Origin of the sequence: Idiomarina sp. PL1-037 (assembly GCF_034422975.1) — a bacterium.
Classification (GTDB): domain Bacteria; phylum Pseudomonadota; class Gammaproteobacteria; order Enterobacterales; family Alteromonadaceae; genus Idiomarina.
Map to the genome: position 1 here is coordinate 1,472,619 of NZ_CP139873.1, position 22,290 is coordinate 1,494,908.

The following is a 22,290-nucleotide window of genomic DNA, read 5'->3' on the forward strand; positions in this document are numbered from 1 at the left end:
ATGTCTGCGTTTTATTTGCTTACGAAACCAAACTGTCCGCTTTGTACTCAGGCTATTCAGTTACTGCACTCGCTTGACCTTGAAGAGCCGGTTGAACTTGGAGTAGTCGACATTGCCGAACAGCAGGAGCTGCAAGAAGAGTATGGCTGGTTAGTACCAGTATTTATTCGGGGAAAAGACGACGCAGAATTGCGTTGGCCTTTCGACGCTAATCAATTGCTGGAGTTTGTAGAGCAATGAGTTTATTACGTGTACAGGATGCACACCTCGCCTTTGGCGCTGAGGCCATTTTAGACGGTGTAGATTTTACCATTGAAGCCGGTGAACGAGTCTGTTTGGTCGGCCGTAACGGTGCTGGTAAATCCACTTTTTTAAAAGCGATAGATAATGAAGTGGTCTTAGATTCAGGCCAAATACAGTGGGTGGGTGACACTAAAGTGACCCGTTTGCCGCAAGACCCGCCTAAGCAATCTGAACAACGGGTGTTTGACTACGTAGCTGAAGCTCTTGCTGAATCAGGCAAGGCGTTGGCTCGTTATCATGAACTGTCTGCCAGTCTTACGGATTCCCCCAGTAGCGCAACTCTGGACGAAATGGACAAATTGCAGAATCAACTGGATGCCATTAACGGTTGGCAAGTTAACACCCGCATTGAGCAGGTTTTAACTCAGCTGCAATTACCCGCAGATGAAACTATGGCTGCTCTTTCCGGCGGTTGGTTGCGTCGCGTAGCGCTGGCTCGAGCTTTGGTTGTTGATCCGGACATTTTACTGTTAGACGAACCAACCAACCACTTGGATATTGAAATGGTGCGTTGGCTGGAAGAGCAAATCGTTAACTTTTCCGGGGCCGTGTTATTTATTAGTCACGACAGGGCATTTATCCGCCGTTTGGCCACACGAATTATAGATTTAGACCGCGGACACTTAACCAGTTACCCGGGCAGCTACGATACCTATCTGCAGAAAAAACAGGAAGCATTGGAAGTTGAAGCAAGCCACAACGCTGAATTTGATAAAAAGCTGGCAGCTGAAGAGACCTGGATACGCCAGGGTGTTAAAGCACGTCGCACTCGTAACGAAGGACGAGTACGTGCACTTCAGGATCTGCGGAAGCAACGTCAGCAAAGACGTGAACTTCAGGGTAAAGCAAACCTGGCCGTGAACGAGTCTTCGCGTTCCGGTAAGAAAGTCTTTGAAGGCGAAAATATGGCTTTGCGCTTCGGCGACAAGCCTATTATTAATGACCTCGATCTCTTGTTGATGCGTGGCGACAAAGTTGCGTTTGTCGGCCCCAATGGTTGCGGTAAGAGTACGCTGATTAAAGTTATTCTCGGTATGCAGGATGTAGACAATGGAAAGGTTCAACTGGGTACAAACCTTGAAGTTGCTTATTTTGATCAACATCGTTCGCAGCTTGATCCTGAGCAAACGGTGATGGATAACGTCGGTGATGGTAAGCAGGACATCGAGTTTCAGGGTCGTAGCCGCCATATTTTAAGTTATTTGCAGGACTTTCTGTTTTCACCGAAACAATCAAGAACTCCCGTTCGTGCGCTCTCTGGTGGTGAACGAAACCGCGCATTGTTAGCTAAGATATTGCTGAAACCCAGTAATATTCTGGTACTGGACGAGCCAACCAACGATCTTGATATTGAAACCTTAGAATTACTCGAACAAATAGTTGCGAATTATCAGGGCACGGTTCTATTAGTCAGTCACGACAGGGAATTTGTCGATAATACGGCGACCAGTGTACTGTACTTTGAAGGTGAGGGCGTTATTACAGAAATTATTGGTGGCTTTACCGAGCTAAACCACTATTTAGCGGCGAAAGCGGAAAATTCATTCCATAGCAACGGAACCAAAGCAGCAGCTAAAGAGTCTGACAGCAACAAAAGTTCGCAAAATAAAAGGAAACCCGCAGACAAAGGTTCAGACAAGCCGAAGAAGAAGTTATCCTATAAACTGCAACGCGAACTAGAGCAGTTACCCAAAGTTATTGCGGAAAAAGAAGCAAAACTTGAAGAATTACAACAGTTAATGAATGAACCGGGGTTCTTCGAACAGCCACTAGAAAAAACCGAACCAGTCATGAGTCAAATTGCCGACATTGAAGGGCAGCTGATGCAAGATCTGGAGCGCTGGGAAGAACTGGAAAACTTATCAGAACAGAGTAGTTAGTTAATGAAATCATTTACGTTGAAGTCACTTACCATCGCAATTGTTTCAACCGTCTCTTTTGCTTCTGCAGCAGACACTTATAATATTGAAACAATTGACACTTTGAATAATTATCGCAGCAGTGTTCCACAAAGCATTAACGCCAGTGGGCAAATTGTTGGTGTTGCACGTTTCCCGGAAAATGTGGAAATTGATTTTTCTAAAGTTCCCGAGCGACTACTCATACAGATAGGTTTTGATCCTGAAGCCGGTGAAGAACTGACAATTGCTCAGTATCAGGCAATTGTAGAAAACTTGGGAAACTATGCAAATAACAGCCTTCAGACTCAACGTGTTGGATTGAACCAGGCCTTCATCTATAGCAGCGGGGCCAGCAGTGAAGTTAACGCGGTGTCAGCAACTGAGAACCAACTCGCTAATAGCGTGGACAGCTTCTTATACTCAATTAATAATGCCAATACAGCGGTGGGGGTCACCAGTGCACCGTTTGAGCTTATTGAGCATGAATATACCAATTCTGACGATGAAACTGAGACCGAGGAGTACTTCGTATCCGAATTTTTAACTCGCGGAATGTGGTACAACAACGGAGAATCCAGTGTCGTTGAGCCGGAAGCTCAGGATTACCTGGGCGGCGAAAGTGCTATTTTCGATATAAACGAGAGTGGACTTGCTGCCGGTTACGAAAGTGTTTCGTTAAGTCCTTACGCAACAACTCGAATTCAAGAAAGATGCGAAGACCCTGAAGTTGCCAGCGCATCACAACCTTTAGAAGTTTGTGTATGGGGCATCTGGAGAGGCTTGCAAAATGCCGATGCGTCGAATATCGCAACCTTTAGTAACAGCCGTTATCGCTATAGCCGTCCGCGCTCCGGTTACAATGCCGGTCGCTCTATCTATGACATTCGCGCGAGATTATGGCAGCTTGACGCCAATGGTGACGTTATTGGCGAATCTATTAAATTACCAACGCTGGTAGAGCGAAGAAGCGACGATGAAAATGACTTTTCAAGCTACGCTTATGCCATTAATAACAATGGCATAGCAGTAGGGCAAAGCTGGACATATCATCCTGAGCGTAATGCTATTCGTATGCCGGCAATTTTCCAGAATGAAGAAGCGCTGCCAGTCACTGAAGACCCTATCTACTTGTGGGGCGCTGCAACGGACATTAATGATTCGAATGTTGCGGTAGGTCATTTAACCAAACGCCCTGCAGGAAAGTTGCGAAGCTACGGCTTTTATTATGATGTTGACGAGGGGGAACTGACAATTCTTGACAGTTTCTTTAATGGCGCGTCGACCATCGTTCGCAGTATCAATGATAACGGCGAAATGGTCGGTACAGCAGAGGTTGATCCGACACTGTCTCAGGTTCGTGCTCGTGCTGGTTTTTACTATGATATGAGTGACGAAGCCCCACAAATTATTAACCTGAACAATACGATTAGCTGTGACAGCGAATACAATATTGTTGATGCCAATGATATTACCGAAAACGGTGAAATTATTGCTACAGCGCTTAAAACTGAACCTTACACAGACGAAGACGGAGAAGAGCAGACTCGCGAAATTTTGGTCAATGTAAAGCTCGATCCTATTGAAGGCGAGCTTAATAACTGTACTGATAACGAAGAGCCTGTAGAGCGTCAGGGCGCCGCTGTCGGGTTTGGCTCGCTACTTGGATTTGGCACACTGGGTTTGCTTATTACCGGAATAAGAAGAAGAACCTTCCTTAAGACCAAAAAATCATAATAGGTCTTAAAATAAAAAGTAGCACAGTTTCAATCCGTTAAAAAAAGTCAATGGATACTGTGCTGCTTTTACAATTGAACTCTCACCAAATAAGTCTATCAATAGTAATGAGGCAGCAAAAAAGTCTCACTCTCTAAATAATCTCTAAATAATAATCTGTGAATAACAGGCGAGGGATAGGTTTATGAAAAGACAAAAGCGCGATCGCTTTGAAAGAGCACATACTCAAGGCTTTAAAGCCGGTTTGCATGGTCGCTCAAAAGACAACTGTCCTTATCAGACCCAGGATGATTTTCGTTCCCACTGGCTGGGAGGTTGGCGAGATGCAATGGAAGCCCGAAATACCGGCTTATTCCGCTGATTGTCAGAGGCATTAAAGGCTAAATAAAACGCCGATAGCGAAAGCATCGGCGTTTTTTGAATTCAAAGAAGTATTATTAAAAAGTAGAAGTGTCGGTAAACAAGCCAACTTTTAAGTCTTTGGCTGTGTAAATTTCACGACCGTCAACCTCAACACGACCATTACCCACGCCCATAAATAATTTACGTTTGATAACTCGTGTCATATCAATAAAATAACTGACTTTCTTGTGTTCCGGCAGAATTTGCCCGGTAAATTTAACTTCACCAACACCCAACGCGCGACCGCGACCGGGCCCCCCGGACCACGCCAGGTGAAAGCCGAGCAACTGCCACATAGCATCAAGACCCAAACAACCTGGCATTACCGGGTCGCCTTTAAAGTGACAGTCAAAAAACCAAAGGTCAGGATTAATATCGAGCTCGGCATGGATAAAACCTTTCCCGGCCGATCCGCCGTCTTCGTTAATTTCAATGATGCGATCCATCATCAACATATTAGGTGCCGGCAACTTACTGTTACCAGGACCAAACATTTCCCCGCGACTGCAGGCGAGAAGTTCTTCGCGAGTAAAGCTCGATTGATTCATAAATACCCTAATTAATTGTTCGAAAAAACTAGGCAGCAGTCTAGCGTACAACTGTACGCCAAACAAATCCGACAAGTAGTTTCTCAACTAAAAAGTCGTTGCCAGAAACCGCTAGGTTGATCACTATCAGAACTATCCAGAGTTCGTTCACGAACTTTCTGAAAAAGATCTTTGATCGGTAAGTCTGTTAGTAACTCTAACGCTTCCTCAACGTGCTCTACCGTGTACACATAAAATTTACCGGACTTAACAGCCTCGATGATATCGTCGTTGAGGTTAAGCTGGTGTCGATTCGACTGCGGAATAATAACACCTTGTTCGCCATTTAAGCCTCTGTGAGCACAAAGCGCATAATAACCTTCAATTTTTTCATTCACTGCACCAATAGACTGAACGTTACCAAACTGATCTATCGCGCCAGTAATCGCCAGTGACTGCTTCAGCGGCTGCTCAGCCAGAGCTGAAATCAAGCAGCAAAGCTCGCCAAGTGATGCGCTGTCGCCATCGACCTCATAGTAGGACTGCTCAAATACCACAGTTGCTGATACGGATAGCGGTTCATGGCGGGCAAATTGGTTGGCCAAATAGGCGCTTAAAATCATAACTCCTTTAGTGTGAATATTACCGGAGAGGTCAGATTTACGTTCAATATCAATAATATCGCCATCACCATAGTGAATGGTCGCAGTAATCCGGGAAGGCTCGCCGAACTCACTGCCGCCCATAGTCACAACAGTCAGCCCATTTAACTGACCAACCGCAGAGCCATGAGTGTCTATTCGAACCTGCTGTTCGAGTATGCTGCGTCGGCTCAGCTCAGCAAGGTTACCTTCTCGGTCTCGCTGTTGCTGCAGCGCTAAGTCTATAGCGGCTTTATCAATCTTTGCGTGTTGGTTTTGCAGCGCACAGTCGTTGGCTTCACGAAGCAGTTGCAGTAACTGTATCGTGTTTAATGTGAGCTCCTGCTGATAATCCGTGTATCGGGCACAAACTCGCAATAAAGCTGAGTAACCATCGGTACTTAACGGCAGCACATCGGCTAGTTGCCACACATACTGTAAGTAATTGAAGTAGGGCGCTACCGGCTCATTCTGAGTTGCATAATGTCCATGAAAGTCAGCCAAAAACGGGAAGAAGTTATCAAAGTCTTCGTCATACTCGCGCAGCTGCGCGTATTCGTTACGTGACCCCAGTAAAATAATCTTAATATTAATGGGCACAGACTCGGGTCGATAAAAGAAGGCCGCACCTGAAGTCGGCGACTGACGCGGCCATTCAAATTCTCCGCCCTCGATAACATCTTTAAGACGCTTCCAGAGCGTGATGTTTTCGAGCAACTGAGCAACCTCTATAGCCAAAACACCACCGTTCGCTTTATGCAAAAGGCCGGCCTCAATTAAATGCAGCTCTGAACTGACCGTTCCTTCAACCGATTGCACACCAATGTGACCAAAGAGCCGTTCCTCGGTAACACGATCGCAATAGTAGTAAGGGGCAGGGTGCTGATGTCCCACTAAAACAGAGGCCAGGCTCTCGCCCTGGATATCCTCAGCCTTTTTATCCCGTATTTGTTGCATGTAATCACGCAGCTTATGGGTATCAAATTGTTCAATAATGGTCTTGTAAGCTTCTTCGCGTTGATTTAACGGTAGCTGCAGGAAACCCCATATCGCTTTAATGGCTGCGTCGGCAGTTCCTGACGGCAAATTAACACACAAAGGACGTAAAGAATCTGACGGATTCGCCAAATACAGCCAGTCATACCAGTGAGTGAACTCCCAACGATTATCAGTAAAGTAGGCATCGAGGATGTCCCGTTTTAAAAGACCACCAGGAAATAAAGCATAAATATTAGAGTATGTGCCATGCTGGCGTAACGCGTTGTTTAAGGCCGTAACTGCACGTTTTTGTCCAACTAAGGCATCTTCTTTAAGTTCCGCAGGCAGCTCTTTGAGCCACTCGCCGGTTTGTGGCTGTAGCGCCAGACAGTCTAATTTCATTGAATTGTTCTTCTCTTAACTAGCAATAAAGACATGATAACAGAAATGCTGAATTGAGAGAGTTTTGCTGTAGGAAATAACTACGGCCTGAGGGAGCTTTGTCATTTTGTTACTGGGATGAAAACTCCATTCAAACCAACGGTAAATTGTTCGTAGATTTACCCCCAAATGGCCAGCCGCAGCCTTGTAGTTAAAGGCGAAAACGCGCACAGAGTTTGTCCGAAATTCAGTAGCCACGGTAAAACTTCCTCCTAAATACTAGAAATCATCTCAGGTTACTCGAGAGAACTAAAGACAGGCCTGGAAAGCACTAAAAACTTAACATAACTTAATTGCGTATAATGTATATTATGTTAAATCATTACTATATCGGTATAACTCTAGTACGAAGCACTTACTTTTTAAAACTGTTGCTGTGCAAGATGCGGAAGCTTTTCAGCGAGGAAATCGATAAGAACCCGCACCGCCGGCAATATTCCTCGTCGGTGCGAGTACGTCATATGCATGATCCCGGTGGGTAGATGCCAGTCAGTTAAAACAGGGGCAAGTTCCCCGCTATTCACTGCATCGTTACAGAGGTAATTTGGTAAAGCGACAATGCCAAGTTTTTTTATTGCAGCTTCTCGTAAGACAATCATATCGTCGGTGATAAGACGGGGTTTTATTCTGATATTTTTTTGCTGGCCTGAACTGTGGATCAATTCATAACCATATCGTCCGTTGGTGTAATGCAGACTCAAATGCTCGAACGTTAATAAGTCCTCAGGCTCAGTTATCGAGTTATGATTTATTAAATCGGGAGCAATATAAAGGGTTTGAGGCGCCTGACTTATGGGTCTGGCTATTAAACTGGAGTCTTCTATATTTTTTCGTACGCGCAAAGCAATGTCGATGCCCTCTTCTATTAAGTTAACCGGCCGGTTTGTCACAACAAGTTGAATTTCAACTTCCGGATACAAACTCATAAATTCAGGTAACACCTGGACTAACAAGCTTTGACTTAAAGCATAGGGCGCGCTTATTTCGACTTTACCCCGGGGTTTATCCAGTAAACGCTGTGTGACTTGTTGAGCCGATTCAGCTGCGCTGACAAGACGCTCGCAGTGCACCAGAAACTCACGTCCAACATCGGTTAATTTGAGGCCTGACCGGCTTCTGTGAAACAGCCGGGTCCCCTGCTCTAGCTCAAGTATAGCCATTTTTCGGCTTATGGTGGACTTGGGCAGCCCGAGCTCCCGCGAGGCGGCGCTGATACTGCCGCAGGCCATTACCTGAGCGAACAGGTAGTAGTTTGTGACATCAGGAAAGGACATAGTGAAAACCTCAAAGATTCCAAATTTGGAACGATAGTTTTCATTTTAGCTACTTATTCGATTAATTGGAACGAACTATACTTCTTGCATCAACTAAAAAATCAAAGAGGTGTTTATGAAAGTTTTACATTTGGATTCAGGTATTTTTTTAGGACAGTCTGTTAGTCGGCAGGTTAGTCAGGACATTGTTAATAGACTTAAAGAAAAACACGAAATTACTCTTGTTCATCGGGATCTGGTTGCCAACCCGGTTCCTCACCTGGCAGCTGAGGAATTATTAGCTGAAGAGAAGCCGCTAATTGATGAATTGGTTAAGGAGCTGCTCGAGGCAGATACGCTTGTCATTGGCGCGCCAATGTATAACTTCACTATTCCGACTCAGCTAAAAGCTTGGTTTGACCGTGTATTGCAAGCTGGTGTCACTTTTAAATATACAGAACAAGGCCCTCAAGGCCTGGTAAATGACAAAAAAGTTTATATCGCGTCTGGTCGGGGTGGTATCTACTCTCAAGGTGAAGCCCAGGCTATGGATCACCAGGAAAGTTATTTAAAACAGGCACTTGCTTTTATCGGTATAACCGATGTGACCATCATCCGCGCTGAGGGCATGAACATGGGTGATGAGCCGCGCCAACAAGGCTTCAGAGAAGCTGAACAGGAAATTGAAACAATATAACGGTTTTTAAAAAAGCGTACTTTATTCATCATCACGGTGCGCTTTGATCTGCACATCATCCCCGAGTTGCAGAATTTCGATCTCTATTGGCTGACAACAGATTTGGCAATCGACAATCTGGTGTTGGCCAATATCATTTAACCAATCAATTTCAATGTCATTTATTGCCATACAGTAAGGACATTCGAACGTTTTTGGATCCGTTAAACTCATACAAGCCTCTTATTGTTCTCTGTAACCTACAATAGTAATCGAATCTGAAAAGTTTTGCGTAACACAAAGACAACTTCTTTTTAACAAAATAGCTGAGTACGAATGATGCCATCATGGTTCAGACAGTCTGTTTTCTTAATTCCGTTACTATTAGTGCTGGCACTATTTAGCAACCCGGCCTGGACTCAGGCCCCGGTTGAGTACGTTGAAGCCAAAAATCAGCCCGTCATTAATAGCGTTGACGTACCCACCACCCTATCCGCTATGAATAATTCGCAACTCAGTTTTGCTGTTGAAGGAAAGTTGTTGAGCCTGCACAAGGATATTGGTGACAGAGTCAATAAAGGAGACGTACTTGCCAGTTTAGATGCGCGTCAAATTAATTCAATAATAGAGTCTTTACAGGCTCAGGTGGATAGCGCTAAAGCCAGTCTTGCCGACGAAAAACAGCAGCTGAGTGAATTAGAAGAGTTAGCAGAGACTGATTTTGTTCCAGCCAGTGATTTAAGACGTTCCCGTACCCGGGTTCAGGTTGCACGAGCGCAACTGGCAGAAACAAAGGCAATGTTAAACGAAACTGAAGTTAATCAAAACTATCATGAACTTAGGGCACCATTTGACGGTGTTATTGCGAGTCGCCCGGCCGATTTAGGTGAATGGTTAAGTGCCGAACAGGTCGTTTTTCAATTGGTTGGCAGTAAAAACCAGCATGCCGATGTGTTTCTTTCGCAGTCTTACTACTCCTCTATAAACTCTGATACTCAGGCTTCGCTTAGCTACAAAGAGACGACTATTGATGCTCATTTAAGTCGCATAGTGCCCTTTGTTGACGGAAATGATCGCTCTTTTCAAGTTCGCTTAACGGGGGATTACCCTAAAGGCTGGGTTGTTGGAATGCCACTAAAAGCCTCATTTGAGATAGATACGGGACGGGTTCAGACTTCGGTACCTCAGGATGCCGTTGTTCGCTACAGCGATGGCAGAACCTCTGTCTGGATTGCGGTAGAGCAGAATGATGAATGGCAAGCGAAAGAACAGTCCGTTGAACTTGGCTTACGCTTCAACGGTTATGTAGAGGTGGGAAGCGGTTTAGATGAAGGCGAGAGAGTGATAGTACGTGGTAATGAAGCTCTAACAGATGGTCAGGTACTAAAGCTCACGGAGTCTGCTGACTATGATTGAAGCCGTAATAAAGCACAAACATGTCACCATCGTCGCGATTTTAATACTTTGTTTGCTGGGCATAACGGCGGCATTGCGCATTCCGGTACAAATGATCCCTGATTTGGAAGTCAGGACTATTTCTGTACAGATCCAGTGGCCAGGTGCCACGCCACAAGATATTGAAAAAGAAATACTGATTGAGCAGGAGGAGTTTCTTCGCACTGTCCCCAACTTACAACGTATGGAAAGCAGTGCCCGTAATGGCGAAGCAAGCATAGAACTGGACTTTCCTTTCGGAGTTGATGTTACTGAAACATTAATCCTGGTTAACAATGCGTTAAGTCAGGTGCCGGATTATCCTGAGAATGTAGATGAGCCTCGTATTTTCTCTGCTTCTTTTTCCAGTAATGCGTTTATGTACTTTCGGGTAGCGCCAATTGAGGATAATCCTAAAAATATCAACATGATCATGATGCGCGATTACATTGAAGACAACGTTCGTCCAAGGATGTCTTCAGTTGCGGGCGTGTCGCAAGTGAATGTTAATGGCGGAGCACAAAGACAAGTTCGTATCTTGATGGATAAAGACGCACTGATTCAATACAACGTATCAGTTGATGATGTCAGAACCGCAATAAGCGGACGTAACCGCGATACATCCGCCGGAGAACTGGAACAAGGCAAACGTCGGTTCCTGCTGCGCACAGTCGGTCGTTATGATTCGCTCGAAGAAATAGAAAAGACGATTATCCGCAGAACCGGTGACAGTCTGGCCAGGTTAGAAGATGTCGCCGATATCGACTTTAATCACTTTGAGCTGAACAGTGAGTCCTGGTTTAAAGGCCAGCAGGTACTCAGCCTTCAGGTTCAGCGTGAACTGGGCTCTAATGTCATTGATATAAAATACGCCATGCTGGACGAAGTTGAGCGCATTAACGAAGAGTTGCTGCGCCCGGCTGGTATGGAAATCACTCTAAATTCCGATGACGTTCGCTATGTGGAAAGCTCAGTTCAGAATGTATTGGTGAATTTACTGTTAGGCGCCCTGTTCGCAACCCTGGTTATGTATGGTTTGATGCGTTCAGGTCGTGCGACGTTAATTGCGGTTATCGGCATTCCAATTTGTACTCTGGCCGGCTTTCTGGGGCTGTTGCTGCTGGATCGGACGATTAATGTCATTTCATTAGCTGGTATTGCATTTGCTATTGGCATGACGCTGGACAACACCATTGTGGTGTTAGAAAGTATCGAGCTTGAACGCCGTAAAGGACTGCCCCCTAAAGAAGCAGCTATTGAAGGTGTGAAACGAGTCTGGACCGCGGTGCTCACCTCTACCCTGACCACTGTTATGGTTTTTCTGCCGATACTCTTTATTGTTCAGGAAGCCGGACAACTATACTCAGATATTGCTATTGCCATTTCGGCATCCATTATTGCTTCGATGTTTGTTTCCGTGACTTTAGTGCCCTTACTCGCGGCTTATTTTCCTGCGCAGGCAAAAACCAAAGTGACAGACAAACTTACCAACCGAATAGAAGCAATAAGCAGCCGGATTTTACGTTCTAAAAAATCAAAACTCAGTACTGTTGGAGTAACTTTTGTTGCAGTGGTGGCAATTTGGTGGTTTTTGATGCCACCCGCAGAATATTTGCCTGAGGGGGAAGAAGCTAAAACTTTTGCCACTATGAGCGCCCCACCCGGTTATAACTTGCAGACCATGTCTTCAATTGGAGATGAAATACGTGATATTTTCGATCCGGCATTAACGACGGAAAATACTGAGGCTACCCGTTCAGGAGTCACTATTCCCGCGCTTAAAACCATGAGTTTAAGTGTTGCCCCTTCGAATATTCGGATTATTGCTGAAACCCGGGATAAAAGCCGGATTGATGAGCTAATGGAAATTATTACTCAAGTTTACGAGCGCTACCCCGGCATGCGGGCCTTTGCAGCCAAAGGCTCTATTATCAGCAGTAACGATGGGGGCACCCGTAGTATCAATGTCGACGTTGGCGGACAAGAGCTCAATGAAGTTTATGCGGCCGCACGAGCTATTTATAATCGCTCACAAGAGGTTTTCGATGACCCCAGAATTCAATCCACACCGAACTCCCTTACTCTTGCCCAACCTTTATTAGAGGTTCGTCCTGACTGGGAACGGATGAGTGAATTAGGTCTGGATGCAGACAGTTTTGGTTACGCTGTTTCCGCGCTAACTGACGGGGCTTTTGTTGGTGAGTACTTCCAGGGTGACGACAAAATTGATATGTACCTGTACAGCGACAAAGGCACGGAAGTAACGCCGGAAATGCTCGATGACTTACCATTACTTAATGTCAATGGCCGCTCCGTGGCACTGAATGCAATTAGCGAGGTGCGCGAAATTGTCGATACCAGCACCGTGCGTCGCGTCGACAGCAGGCGCACGGTAACCTTAAATATAATACCTCCGGAGTCAGTTGCGCTTGAGTCCGGTGTTGAGATGGTCCGTTCAGAAGTGTTAAAGCACTTACGGGATCAAGGTGTTATAGCTGCAGACATTTCGACTCAGTTATCCGGTGCGGCTGACCAACTAGCAGAGACCCAGGCCGCACTAAGTGAAAACTACGTTATTTCCATCGCGATTATTTATCTGTTGATGGTCGCAATTTTTGCACACTGGGGTTATCCGTTACTGATTATGGCAACCATACCAATGGGCATCAGTGCAGGTATTGCCGGGTTAGCTCTTATGAATGGCGTCGGCCAGCTTTTACCCGCTGTGGGGCTACAGCCACTGAGTCAGCCTTTCGACATGATCACCATGCTTGGCTTCCTTATTCTTATGGGGACCGTCATTAACAACCCTATTCTTGTGGTTGAGCGGGCTATTTATCTCCGTGATAAAGAGAACTACTCAATTAGAGAAGCTGTTCAGGAAGGTTTGCTGTCGCGCGTACGCCCCATAACCATTACAACCTTAACCACGCTATGCGGTATTGCACCTTTGGTTTTTATACCCGGAGCCGGCACGGAGTTATACAGGGGAGTTGGGGCTATTGTGATGTTTGGCTTAATCGGCGCAGCATTAGTTACTGTGTTTACCTTGCCAGCTTTGTCTGCATTGGTACTTAAAGAGAGAAAGATCAATTCCTAGAAAAATAAGTGCCATTAAGCTACTTTTTCTGCTGTAAAGATTTTGTAAACTGCCGATAGCTTATTATGAAAGCTTTCCGCTGGTTGAGTGAGGAATATTAATGAAAATCGTACAGCAGTTAAGTATCACACAGAGACTTATATCATTATTAGGTATTGCCGCTCTGGGAACCGCCCTGATGGTAGCCTTTATGATGTTCTTACTGAACAACCTGTTGGTTAAAGAAGAAAAACGTAAGCTCGATTCCGTTCTTGATACGGCTCACAGTGTGGTCGGTCATTACCACCAGCAATATCTGAACGGTAATTTGACTGAGGAAGAAGCAAAAACTAAAGCTTATACCAGTCTCGACGAGATCAGATACGAAGGCAGCGAATACATTTTCACATTGAATCGTGATGGAATTCTGGTTCAGCATCCTTTTACAAAAAAGTTAGTTGGTAAGGATGTCATGAGTTATGAGGACCCGGAGGGAACTCATCTCTTCCAGGAGATGGTCCGCAAAGCACGCTCGGCCAACGAAGCGACAGTAGAATACGTTTGGCAAAAAGGCAATGACGCAAATAATCTCGTTGCGAAAGTCAGCCGGATACGCGTTTTTGAGCCATGGAACATTATTCTTGGCACAGGACAGTACAGCGACAACATTAACGCTATTCTATGGCAGGAGTTTTTTAAGTTAGCGGGCTTAGCCATTGTTTTATCCGTCCCCCTGCTTTTGTTGTTTGTTGTCATCATACGCAGTATCACCAGCCCTTTAAAAACCATTAATAGTGCTATGTTTGATATCGCAGAAGGCGAAGGAGACCTGACTAGACGGTTGAATGAATCTGGTTCTGATGAGCTCGCCCGGCTAGCAAAATCATTCAACACTTTTGTTCACAAAATTCAGCAACTTGTTCAAAATGTGCAGGAAAGTGCTAAAAATGAGAGCGAAGCTGCAAGTCAGTTGACTGAGTTATCGGGTACAAGCAGCCGTCAAAGTGATGAACTTAGCTCGCAAACAAGTTCTGTTGCGACAGCCATTACCGAACTGTCTTCCTCCGCTTCAGAGGTTGCTGATCACGCCCGTCAGGCTGCAGACTCGGCCAATACCGCAGACGAAGAAGCTGGACGCTCAGCTATTATCGTACGAGAATCCGTTAATAACATTGAAGCGCTGACTTCTGAGCTGGGTAAAGCAGGCGAAAAAGCGCGTTTGCTGCAAGACGGCTCTGACAAAATAGGGAACATACTCGGCGTCATTGTCGCTATAGCAGAGCAAACAAACTTACTGGCATTAAATGCCGCTATTGAGGCGGCTCGCGCTGGCGATGCCGGACGAGGGTTTGCGGTCGTTGCGGATGAGGTTAGAACCTTGGCTAACCGAACTCAGCATTCAACAGACGAAATCTCCTCCATTGTGGAAAGTATCCAGGGTGCAATTAAAGAGGTGAGCAAAATCATCAGCGACGTTGAACATCACTCCGCCTCGACGAATGAAGAAGCTCTCAAGGCTGAGCAAGCGATAAGTCAAATTCAGGAAGCCGTTGCGAATATATCGAGTATGAATATCCAAATTGCGTCAGCGACTGACGAACAGAGTCGGGTAACTAAAGATTTGAATGAGAACATCACTGGCATTTCCGATCTTTCTCGAGCTAACCAGGACGCTAATACGCGCGTTGCTGAAGTCAGTCGGAACTTGAGTGAAAACAGTGTTGACTTGAGTCAACTTGTCAGTCGGTTTAAGACAAAATAACCTTAAAAATACAGGGGATACTGGTAATCTCCCCTGTACCTTTCAACTCACAAGACGTAAAATAAATGCACTTTTACATGGATTGTGTCTGTCTGGTAAAAGTCACCTTTTTCCTGATTTTACATCACTGCGGATTTAAAAGATGAGTCAAACAATTCCACAACAACCGATAGAATATAATATGAAAGTCGTCCGGCAGTTTACTGTCATGACGATTATTTGGGGTATCGTCGGTATGGCTATAGGCGTATTGATAGCTGCCCAGCTTGTCTGGCCAGAGCTTAACTTCAATACTCCCTGGCTAACCTACTCCCGTCTTCGCCCGCTGCATACAAATGCTGTTATTTTCGCGTTTGGTACCAGCGCCCTTTTTGCCACTTCTTACTATGTTGTTCAGAAAACGTGTAGGGTTAGCTTGTTTTCAGACAAGTTAGCAGCTTTCACTTTCTGGGGCTGGCAGGCCGTTATAGTAGCAGCAGTTATCACTCTGCCTATGGGCCTTACCAGCACAAAAGAATACGCTGAGCTAGAATGGCCTATCGACATTTTAATTACTGTCGTCTGGGTTGCTTACCTAATCGTCTTCTTCGGCACATTGGCTATTCGTAAAACATCACACATTTATGTGGCTAACTGGTTCTATGGTGGTTTCATCATCGTTATCGCCATGCTGCATATCGTGAACAGCTTTGCTATACCAGTGTCGTTTACCAAGTCTTACTCAATCTATTCAGGTGCCGTCGATGCCATGGTTCAATGGTGGTACGGACACAACGCTGTAGGTTTCCTTCTGACAGCGGGTTTCCTGGGTATGATGTATTACTTTGTACCGAAGCAAGCTGAACGCCCTGTTTACTCCTACCGCTTGTCGGTTGTTCACTTTTGGGCGCTAATTTCTCTTTATATTTGGGCCGGCCCTCACCACTTACACTATACCGCATTGCCAGACTGGACTCAGTCAGTCGGCATGGTTATGTCTGTTATCCTGTTCGTACCTTCATGGGGTGGCATGATTAACGGTATCATGACGTTATCTGGTGCATGGCATAAGCTACGAACCGACCCAATTTTGCGTTTCTTAATTGTTTCTCTGTCATTCTACGGCATGTCGACTTTCGAAGGCCCGATGATGGCAATCAAATCAGTGAACGCACTTTCTCACTACACTGACTGGACTGTGGGTCACGTACACTCTGGTGCTTTAGGCTGGGTTGCAATGATCACTATCGGCTCTATGTACTACCTGGTACCACGCCTGTTCAACCAGAAAGAAATTCACAGCATTAAGCTGGTGAACGTTCATTTCTGGCTACACACTATCGGCGTCGTTTTCTACATCGTCTCAATGTGGATTTCAGGTGTGATGCAAGGTCTTATGTGGCGTGCAACCAACTCTGACGGAACCTTAACTTACAGTTTCGTAGAGAGTGTTCAGGCATCATATCCATTCTGGACAGGCCGCTTTATCGGTGGTGTTTTCATTGTAGTTGGTATGTTGCTGATGGCTTATAACTGTTATCAGACAATTCGTGCCGGCCGTCGTGAGACAGCTGCAGGCAACGTCGTACAAACTGCCTGAGGGAGAGAATAATGAGTCGTTTTAAACACGAATTTGTTGAAAAAAACTTAGGTTGGTTGTCAATTTTAATGATCATTGCGGTTTCTATCGGTGGGTTAGTAGAAATTACTCCCCTACTGTTTCAAAACCAGACCAATGAACCCATAAAAGGTTTGCAGCCATACACCGCGTTAGAGCTTGAAGGTCGCGATATTTATATGCGCGAAGGTTGTAATAACTGCCACAGCCAGATGATTCGTCCTTTCCGTTCAGAAACGGAACGTTACGGACACTATTCATTAGCTGGTGAGCACGTTTGGGAATTCCCTCACCTTTGGGGCTCCAAGCGTACAGGTCCTGACCTGGCTCGCGTAGGTGACCGTTACAGCGATGAGTGGCATCACGTTCATTTAATGAACCCTCGTAACGTGGTTCCTGAGTCGAATATGCCAGCGTTCCCTTGGCTTGCAGAAAACAAGTTAACGGGTGAATACACGGCTAAGAAGATGGAAGTTATGCGGACATTGGGCGTTCCTTACGAAGACAAGGATATCGCCGGTGCAAAAGAAGCCGTTCAGGGTAAAACTGAAATGGAGGCGCTTATCGCTTACTTACAATCGCTTGGCACAACGCTACAGCAGGCTGACAAGTAATGGATTACGGAACTTGGCGCGGCGTGTTCAGCCTGATCATATTGGCAATTTTTATCGCCATTGTGGTCTGGGCGTTCAGCCGCCGTACAAAAAAACAATTTGATGATGCGGCTAATTCTATATTTGAGGACGAATCATCAATAGATAACAGCGACAAACCGGAGTCGAAGAAAGATGAGTAGCTTCTGGAGTGCATGGATAATTGTTTTAACGCTGGCCACCTTAGTGGTATTAATTTGGCTACTGCGCTGGAACATGAAAAATTACACTCACATCGAAGAAGGTCAGGAAATGGACCACGATTTCGATGGGATTGTAGAATTAAACAACCCTCTTCCTAAATGGTGGACCTATTTGTTCTGGGCCTGCTTTGTATGGGGCTTTATATACCTGGCTCTATACCCTGGGCTTGGGAACTTTAACGGCTTACTTGACTGGAAAAGCTCAAACCAGGATATTCAGTCCTTAGAAGAGTCTCGTCAGGCAATGAAAGAAGCCCATGAAAAAGGAATGATTGTTGAGTACGATCGCGCCGTTCGTGCTGCGGAAGAAAAGTATGGCCCTATCTTTGAAGCATTTGCAAAACAGCCAATTGAAGAATTGGCAAACAATGAAGATGCTTTAGATGTTGGTCAGCGTTTGTTCTTGCAAAACTGTGCGCAATGTCACGGCTCGAACGCGATGGGTGGTCAAGGTTTCCCTAACCTGACAGACGACGAATGGCTTTATGGCGGTGAACCAAGTGATATAAAAACCACCTTGCTTCAAGGGCGCCAAGGTAATATGCCGGCGTTTGGTGAGCAGTTCAGTGATAAAGAAATTAATGAACTCGCCAACTACGTTGCCAGCTTAAGTGGCCGTGAACGTGACGCTGACTTAGTCGAAGCCGGCAAAGCGAACTTCGCAGTTTGTAGTGCGTGTCACGGAGCGGATGGTAAAGGCAACCAGCAGCTTGGTGCGCCAAACTTAACTGACGATGTCTGGCTGTACGGCGGTTCAATTAATAAAATTGAAGAAACGCTGAAGCATGGTCGTAACGGTGTTATGCCAGCCTGGAAAGACATCTTAGGTGAGGATAAAATTCACGTTATCTCAGCTTATGTCTACAGCTTGTCTAACGAAGAATAAAACGCAGTAAACACAGCCCCGCTACGGCGGGGCTTTTTGTATGAGGTATCATTATGATTCAACCCTGGTATAAGCAGTTCTGGCCATGGTTTCTTATTTCTCTTCCCGTTACCGTTATGATCGTTTGTGGCGTTATCATTTATTTGTCCGTATCTCAGGGCGGTGTCTCCATGGTGGTTGATGACTACTACAAGCGTGGCAAAACCATCAATGCAATTATCGAGCATGTCGAGGAAGCACAACGCCGTAATATCTCTTTTGAGTTTACTGCTGAGAAAGGCCAATTTACTCTTAAGTATGCATCGGGTCAGCCGGAAGAACTGTCTGCTCTACGAGTGTTTTTTATTCACGCTACGCAAGACGAAAAAGATTTCACCCGTATGTTGACGGTTGCTTCAGATGGTACCTATCGAACAGACATTCCTGAAGAGATAGAAGGCAAGTGGACTATAACCGTTGAGCCGTTTAATGAGGTCTGGAAAGTAAGCGAAAAATATCAACTGCCAAAATCCGAATTAACTAAGCTTCGTCCGTTATTATACGGAGTTTAATTGAATGGAATGTTTTCATTGCCTGCAGCCTGTTCCTAAAGGGATTAACCTTGCTGTTGAGTACAAAGGTGCTGAGAAACCGGTCTGTTGTGCTGGGTGTCAGGCTGTGGCACAAACCATCATTCAGCACAACTTGCACGCTTATTACGAACACAGAGACACATCTCAACTACAGGACTCCCCTGTTCTTCCTGAAGAATTAAATGATTTAGCTCTCTATGACAACCCTGACTTACAAAAAGAGTTTGTAAGACATGAGGGAGCCGACACCGAGCTCGCAACTCTTACCGTAGAGAACATTACCTGTGGGGCTTGTGGCTGGCTAATTGAACGTGAATTGCTGCGCCTTCAAGGTATACAAAAAGCTGTAGTTAATGTTACCAGCCGCCGAGTGCAGGTTAGCTGGTCTCCTGCGAAATTAAAATTAAGCGACATTTTAAGAGCCTTAGCCAATATTGGATACAAGGCGTTGCCGTTCCAGGCTAATGAAGCCGAGCAACAATATGCACGGCAGCGAAAGAGTTATATCCGCCGGTTAGGTGTAGCGGGCATTGCTACTATGCAGGTTATGATGATTGCCTTCGGCCTGTATTTCGGCGTTGTCAGCGACTTATCACCGGACCTGCAACGCTTTCTCTGGAGCGTCAGCCTGGTTTTTGCTACCCCGGTTATTCTTTACAGCGCACAACCTTTTTACGCAGGTGCTCTAAGAGCCTTACAAGCATCGCGTTTGAACATGGACATTCCCGTCAGTATCGCCTTATTAGGTGCTTACAGCGCCAGTGTTTACGCGACAATAACCAACACGGGCGAAGTTTACTTTGAATCCATATCCATGTTTACTTTCTTCTTGTTGACGGGCCGCTTTTTGGAGTTACTGGCAAAAGAACGTGCGTTAAAATTTGCCACTAACCGTCTGACCTTATTGCCTAAACTGGCTAACCGCGAAACCCCAGAGGGCTATGAGTCCGTTGCTATTAAATTGCTGGGAACAGGTGACATTATTCGTGTGAAAGCCGGTGAGACTATTCCTGCAGACGGTGAATTACTGAATAAACAAGCTCAGGTTGATGAAAGCTTGTTGACCGGAGAAAGCCTGCCCAGATCGAAAAAGCTTGGGGACGCGGTTATTGCCGGCAGTATTAACCAACACTCTCCAATACGGATAAAAGTAACAGCAACCGCGCAGCAAACGGTTTTGGCCGGCATCATCGCAATGCAGGACTCGGCTTTAGCGGTTAAACCGAAAGCACAGCAAGTTATCGATAAACTGGCGGGCTATTTCATTGCTGCAATTTTAACCGTTGCAGTTATTACCTATTTCAGCTGGTGGTGGATCCAGCCAGATCATGCTTTGTGGGTTACTTTGGCTGTATTAGTGGCCACCTGCCCGTGTGCTTTGTCTCTTGCGGCACCGACAGCATTAACTGGCATCATTCATCGACTAAACAGAGATGGTATTTTATTAAAAGGTTCTGATGTCCTTGAGTCCGTTAAACACCTGAATAAAGTGTGTTTGGATAAAACCGGCACCTTAACGGAAGGAAAGTTTCGGTTGGTTGAGCGAAAAGATTACATCGACTCCAACACCGTTGATAAACTGGTTAGCGGACTGGAGCTTTTTTCCGAGCACCCTCTTTCGGTCCCGTTAAGCCAACTCTCGGACACTCCGGCGTCGTTTCAGGACATCACTAACGAGATGGGCTTTGGCCTGCAAGGAAAATTTGATGGTCAATCCTATCGCGCAGGTAGTGAAACCTACATCCAGCAGTGGCATCCTGAGTTTAAAGCTCTTAACAAACATCAGGTGGTTATTGCCAGTAAAGAACGCGTGCTGGCCGAGTTCAGAGTGGAGGATCAAATAAGAGAAGATGCTGCTGAAACCATTAACTGGTTAAAAAACAATGGTTATCAACCCATAATTCTAAGCGGAGATAGCGAATCAAGAGTTCAGTCTCTGGCTCATGAACTGGGCATACCTGACTACCACAGCGCCTTGAAACCAGAAGAGAAGCTAACTTTTGTTACGGCTCAACAAGAAGCCGGACATACGGTCTGGATGGTTGGTGACGGCATTAATGACAGCCCGGTTCTCGCAAAAGCCGACCTTTCAATGACGTTTTCTCAGGCATCTGATTTAGCGCAAACGGCAGCCGACGTTGTGTTAATGTCGGAATCTCTGAGCCAAATTAAAATAGTAATAGAAAGCGCACTCAAAACACGTCAGATAATGAGACAGAATTTCATTTGGGCATTGGTTTATAATGTTTCTGTATTACCTGTAGCTGCTATCGGAATGATTGCTCCCTGGGCAGCAGCGCTTGGTATGTCGCTTAGTTCTCTTCTGGTAATAGGAAACTCTCTAAGGTTGTATCGAAAATGAGTGTCATTTACGCGTTAATTCCCATCGCTATAATTTTTGTTATTATCGCTGTTGCGATCTTTTTTTGGGCGGTACGTTCCGATCAGTTTGAGGACATTGAACGTCAGGGACTCAATATTCTGATGGACGACGAAGATAACACCAATAACGCTGATGATGAATCCGATAAACCCAAGCGCTGATTTAGTTACAGCCTTACTGATGGGGTTGGCCGGTGCCGGACATTGCTTAATGATGTGCGGTGGTATTGCCAGCGCCATGGGTATCAATACCCGTCCCTACCATGTCTGGCTGTATAACTTAGGCCGGGTTTGTTCCTACATGCTTATTGGAGCCTTGGTTGGCGGGGCTATCGGCTTGTTTGCTCCGGAAGGTGGTTATACAACAATCATTCTTCGTTGGTTGGCTGTTGTCTTTCTCCTGTTGCTCGGATTGTATTTTACTGGGTGGTTTTCAGGACTGGTGTATTTGGAGAAATCAGCCCGACCAATTTGGCGGAAAATACAGCCTCTGGCTGCAAAACTCAGAAATAAGCCGGGTATTTTTGCCACTTTTTTTGCGGGAGCTTTATGGGGCTGGTTACCCTGCGGTATGGTCTATAGTGCCCTAAGCTGGGCAGCTTTAAGCGGCTCAGCTAGCGATGGAGCGCTGACCATGGCTGCTTTTGGTCTGGGAACCTTGCCAGCCATGATAGCCGCCGGACATTTCAGTCAATTCCTGCATCGTTTTTTACGCGCTCAGGGCGTGCGTACTGCTATGGGAGTTTTGCTCATAATTTATGCTTTATGGAGCATGCTGACCCTAATCAAACCTTTTTTCCAGTAAAGCCTGCAAAGCCCGCTGATTTCGTCTAATCTTAAGGGTGAATAGAGATAGATAATTACGA

The 22,290-nt window shown here is 45.5% G+C and carries 20 protein-coding genes; 16 read left to right on the forward strand and 4 right to left on the reverse strand.

The window, feature by feature from the left end; all coding sequences use genetic code 11:
• The 4 genes from U0358_RS06895 to rmf all read left to right on the forward strand — a co-directional run bounded on the left by U0358_RS06895 (nucleotide 1) and on the right by rmf (nucleotide 4,299).
• Nucleotides 1-240 (forward strand): glutaredoxin family protein, encoded by a 240-nt coding sequence (locus tag U0358_RS06895; protein ID WP_011234529.1) that lies wholly within the window; start codon nucleotides 1-3, stop codon nucleotides 238-240.
• Nucleotides 237-2,183 carry an ATP-binding cassette ATPase Uup gene (locus U0358_RS06900; protein WP_322405753.1) on the forward strand — a complete coding sequence of 649 codons (1,947 nt, stop codon included), beginning with the start codon at nucleotides 237-239 and terminating at the stop codon, nucleotides 2,181-2,183. The genes U0358_RS06895 and U0358_RS06900 overlap by 4 nt, the downstream gene beginning before the upstream one ends.
• Nucleotides 2,184-2,186: 3 nt before the next feature.
• Nucleotides 2,187-3,938, forward strand: coding sequence for a DUF3466 family protein (locus U0358_RS06905; protein WP_322405754.1), 1,752 nt, complete (start codon nucleotides 2,187-2,189; stop codon nucleotides 3,936-3,938).
• 184 nt (nucleotides 3,939-4,122) lie between these two features.
• Nucleotides 4,123-4,299, forward strand: coding sequence for a ribosome modulation factor (gene rmf / locus U0358_RS06910; RefSeq protein WP_011234532.1), 177 nt, complete (start codon nucleotides 4,123-4,125; stop codon nucleotides 4,297-4,299).
• A gap of 76 nt (nucleotides 4,300-4,375) precedes the next feature.
• Here rmf and fabA read toward each other — a convergent pair whose 3' ends face one another.
• The 3 genes from fabA to U0358_RS06925 form a co-directional block, all read right to left on the reverse strand.
• Nucleotides 4,376-4,888 carry a 3-hydroxyacyl-[acyl-carrier-protein] dehydratase FabA gene (gene fabA, locus U0358_RS06915; RefSeq protein WP_011234533.1) on the reverse strand — a complete coding sequence of 171 codons (513 nt, stop codon included), beginning with the start codon at nucleotides 4,886-4,888 and terminating at the stop codon, nucleotides 4,376-4,378.
• Nucleotides 4,889-4,971: 83 nt separating this feature from the next.
• The gene (locus tag U0358_RS06920; RefSeq protein WP_322405755.1) at nucleotides 4,972-6,888 is read right to left on the reverse strand and encodes an AAA family ATPase; all 1,917 of its coding nucleotides are present in this window, start codon (nucleotides 6,886-6,888) and stop codon (nucleotides 4,972-4,974) included.
• Between the two features lie 401 nt (nucleotides 6,889-7,289).
• Nucleotides 7,290-8,201 carry a LysR family transcriptional regulator gene (locus tag U0358_RS06925; protein ID WP_322405756.1) on the reverse strand — a complete coding sequence of 304 codons (912 nt, stop codon included), beginning with the start codon at nucleotides 8,199-8,201 and terminating at the stop codon, nucleotides 7,290-7,292.
• A 115-nt stretch (nucleotides 8,202-8,316) separates the two neighbouring features.
• Between U0358_RS06925 and U0358_RS06930 the strand changes: the two genes are divergently transcribed.
• Nucleotides 8,317-8,877, forward strand: coding sequence for an FMN-dependent NADH-azoreductase (locus tag U0358_RS06930; RefSeq protein WP_317496931.1), 561 nt, complete (start codon nucleotides 8,317-8,319; stop codon nucleotides 8,875-8,877).
• Nucleotides 8,878-8,898: 21 nt separating this feature from the next.
• Here U0358_RS06930 and U0358_RS06935 read toward each other — a convergent pair whose 3' ends face one another.
• Complete coding sequence (locus U0358_RS06935) at nucleotides 8,899-9,090, reverse strand: zinc ribbon domain-containing protein (RefSeq protein ID WP_034820882.1); 192 nt, start codon at nucleotides 9,088-9,090, stop codon at nucleotides 8,899-8,901.
• 102 nt (nucleotides 9,091-9,192) lie between these two features.
• On the opposite strand from U0358_RS06935, the gene U0358_RS06940 reads away from it, so the two are divergent.
• The 11 genes from U0358_RS06940 (at nucleotide 9,193) to U0358_RS06990 (ending at nucleotide 22,229) form a co-directional block, all read left to right on the forward strand.
• Nucleotides 9,193-10,272, forward strand: a complete 1,080-nt coding sequence (locus U0358_RS06940; protein WP_322405757.1) for an efflux RND transporter periplasmic adaptor subunit — start codon at nucleotides 9,193-9,195, stop codon at nucleotides 10,270-10,272.
• Nucleotides 10,265-13,390, forward strand: a complete 3,126-nt coding sequence (locus U0358_RS06945; RefSeq protein WP_322405758.1) for an efflux RND transporter permease subunit — start codon at nucleotides 10,265-10,267, stop codon at nucleotides 13,388-13,390. Before U0358_RS06940 ends, U0358_RS06945 begins: the two co-directional genes overlap by 8 nt.
• Nucleotides 13,391-13,490: 100 nt before the next feature.
• Complete coding sequence (locus U0358_RS06950; RefSeq protein ID WP_317496934.1) at nucleotides 13,491-15,131, forward strand: methyl-accepting chemotaxis protein; 1,641 nt, start codon at nucleotides 13,491-13,493, stop codon at nucleotides 15,129-15,131.
• Nucleotides 15,132-15,273: 142 nt separating this feature from the next.
• Nucleotides 15,274-16,710, forward strand: coding sequence for a cytochrome-c oxidase, cbb3-type subunit I (ccoN, locus tag U0358_RS06955; RefSeq protein WP_317496935.1), 1,437 nt, complete (start codon nucleotides 15,274-15,276; stop codon nucleotides 16,708-16,710).
• 11 nt (nucleotides 16,711-16,721) lie between these two features.
• Nucleotides 16,722-17,342 carry a cytochrome-c oxidase, cbb3-type subunit II gene (gene ccoO / locus U0358_RS06960; RefSeq protein WP_317496936.1) on the forward strand — a complete coding sequence of 207 codons (621 nt, stop codon included), beginning with the start codon at nucleotides 16,722-16,724 and terminating at the stop codon, nucleotides 17,340-17,342.
• Nucleotides 17,342-17,524 carry a cbb3-type cytochrome oxidase subunit 3 gene (locus U0358_RS06965; RefSeq protein ID WP_317496937.1) on the forward strand — a complete coding sequence of 61 codons (183 nt, stop codon included), beginning with the start codon at nucleotides 17,342-17,344 and terminating at the stop codon, nucleotides 17,522-17,524. The genes ccoO and U0358_RS06965 overlap by 1 nt, the downstream gene beginning before the upstream one ends.
• Nucleotides 17,517-18,470 carry a cytochrome-c oxidase, cbb3-type subunit III gene (gene ccoP / locus U0358_RS06970; RefSeq protein ID WP_317496938.1) on the forward strand — a complete coding sequence of 318 codons (954 nt, stop codon included), beginning with the start codon at nucleotides 17,517-17,519 and terminating at the stop codon, nucleotides 18,468-18,470. The genes U0358_RS06965 and ccoP overlap by 8 nt, the downstream gene beginning before the upstream one ends.
• Nucleotides 18,471-18,523: 53 nt before the next feature.
• Nucleotides 18,524-19,021 carry a FixH family protein gene (locus tag U0358_RS06975; RefSeq protein WP_317496939.1) on the forward strand — a complete coding sequence of 166 codons (498 nt, stop codon included), beginning with the start codon at nucleotides 18,524-18,526 and terminating at the stop codon, nucleotides 19,019-19,021.
• A 4-nt stretch (nucleotides 19,022-19,025) separates the two neighbouring features.
• Nucleotides 19,026-21,404 carry a heavy metal translocating P-type ATPase gene (locus U0358_RS06980; protein WP_322405759.1) on the forward strand — a complete coding sequence of 793 codons (2,379 nt, stop codon included), beginning with the start codon at nucleotides 19,026-19,028 and terminating at the stop codon, nucleotides 21,402-21,404.
• On the forward strand, nucleotides 21,401-21,586 hold the full coding sequence (gene ccoS / locus U0358_RS06985; RefSeq protein WP_317496941.1) for a cbb3-type cytochrome oxidase assembly protein CcoS: 186 nt from the start codon (nucleotides 21,401-21,403) through the stop codon (nucleotides 21,584-21,586). Before U0358_RS06980 ends, ccoS begins: the two co-directional genes overlap by 4 nt.
• Nucleotides 21,558-22,229, forward strand: a complete 672-nt coding sequence (locus U0358_RS06990) for a sulfite exporter TauE/SafE family protein (protein WP_317496942.1) — start codon at nucleotides 21,558-21,560, stop codon at nucleotides 22,227-22,229. Before ccoS ends, U0358_RS06990 begins: the two co-directional genes overlap by 29 nt.
• Nucleotides 22,230-22,290 lie beyond the last annotated feature (61 nt).

Coding starts and splice junctions, on each gene's coding strand:
- U0358_RS06905 (WP_322405754.1), top strand. CDS start 2,187: ATGAAATCATTTACGTTGAAGTCACTTACCATCGCAATTGTTTCAACC.
- U0358_RS06950 (WP_317496934.1), top strand. CDS start 13,491: ATGAAAATCGTACAGCAGTTAAGTATCACACAGAGACTTATATCATTA.
- U0358_RS06900 (WP_322405753.1), top strand. CDS start 237: ATGAGTTTATTACGTGTACAGGATGCACACCTCGCCTTTGGCGCTGAG.
- ccoN (WP_317496935.1), top strand. CDS start 15,274: ATGAGTCAAACAATTCCACAACAACCGATAGAATATAATATGAAAGTC.
- ccoO (WP_317496936.1), top strand. CDS start 16,722: ATGAGTCGTTTTAAACACGAATTTGTTGAAAAAAACTTAGGTTGGTTG.
- ccoS (WP_317496941.1), top strand. CDS start 21,401: ATGAGTGTCATTTACGCGTTAATTCCCATCGCTATAATTTTTGTTATT.
- U0358_RS06935 (WP_034820882.1), bottom strand. CDS start 9,090: ATGAGTTTAACGGATCCAAAAACGTTCGAATGTCCTTACTGTATGGCA.
- fabA (WP_011234533.1), bottom strand. CDS start 4,888: ATGAATCAATCGAGCTTTACTCGCGAAGAACTTCTCGCCTGCAGTCGC.
- U0358_RS06965 (WP_317496937.1), top strand. CDS start 17,342: ATGGATTACGGAACTTGGCGCGGCGTGTTCAGCCTGATCATATTGGCA.
- U0358_RS06895 (WP_011234529.1), top strand. CDS start 1: ATGTCTGCGTTTTATTTGCTTACGAAACCAAACTGTCCGCTTTGTACT.
- U0358_RS06975 (WP_317496939.1), top strand. CDS start 18,524: ATGATTCAACCCTGGTATAAGCAGTTCTGGCCATGGTTTCTTATTTCT.
- U0358_RS06990 (WP_317496942.1), top strand. CDS start 21,558: ATGATGAATCCGATAAACCCAAGCGCTGATTTAGTTACAGCCTTACTG.
- rmf (WP_011234532.1), top strand. CDS start 4,123: ATGAAAAGACAAAAGCGCGATCGCTTTGAAAGAGCACATACTCAAGGC.
- ccoP (WP_317496938.1), top strand. CDS start 17,517: ATGAGTAGCTTCTGGAGTGCATGGATAATTGTTTTAACGCTGGCCACC.
- U0358_RS06980 (WP_322405759.1), top strand. CDS start 19,026: ATGGAATGTTTTCATTGCCTGCAGCCTGTTCCTAAAGGGATTAACCTT.
- U0358_RS06940 (WP_322405757.1), top strand. CDS start 9,193: ATGATGCCATCATGGTTCAGACAGTCTGTTTTCTTAATTCCGTTACTA.
- U0358_RS06920 (WP_322405755.1), bottom strand. CDS start 6,888: ATGAAATTAGACTGTCTGGCGCTACAGCCACAAACCGGCGAGTGGCTC.
- U0358_RS06945 (WP_322405758.1), top strand. CDS start 10,265: ATGATTGAAGCCGTAATAAAGCACAAACATGTCACCATCGTCGCGATT.
- U0358_RS06930 (WP_317496931.1), top strand. CDS start 8,317: ATGAAAGTTTTACATTTGGATTCAGGTATTTTTTTAGGACAGTCTGTT.
- U0358_RS06925 (WP_322405756.1), bottom strand. CDS start 8,201: ATGTCCTTTCCTGATGTCACAAACTACTACCTGTTCGCTCAGGTAATG.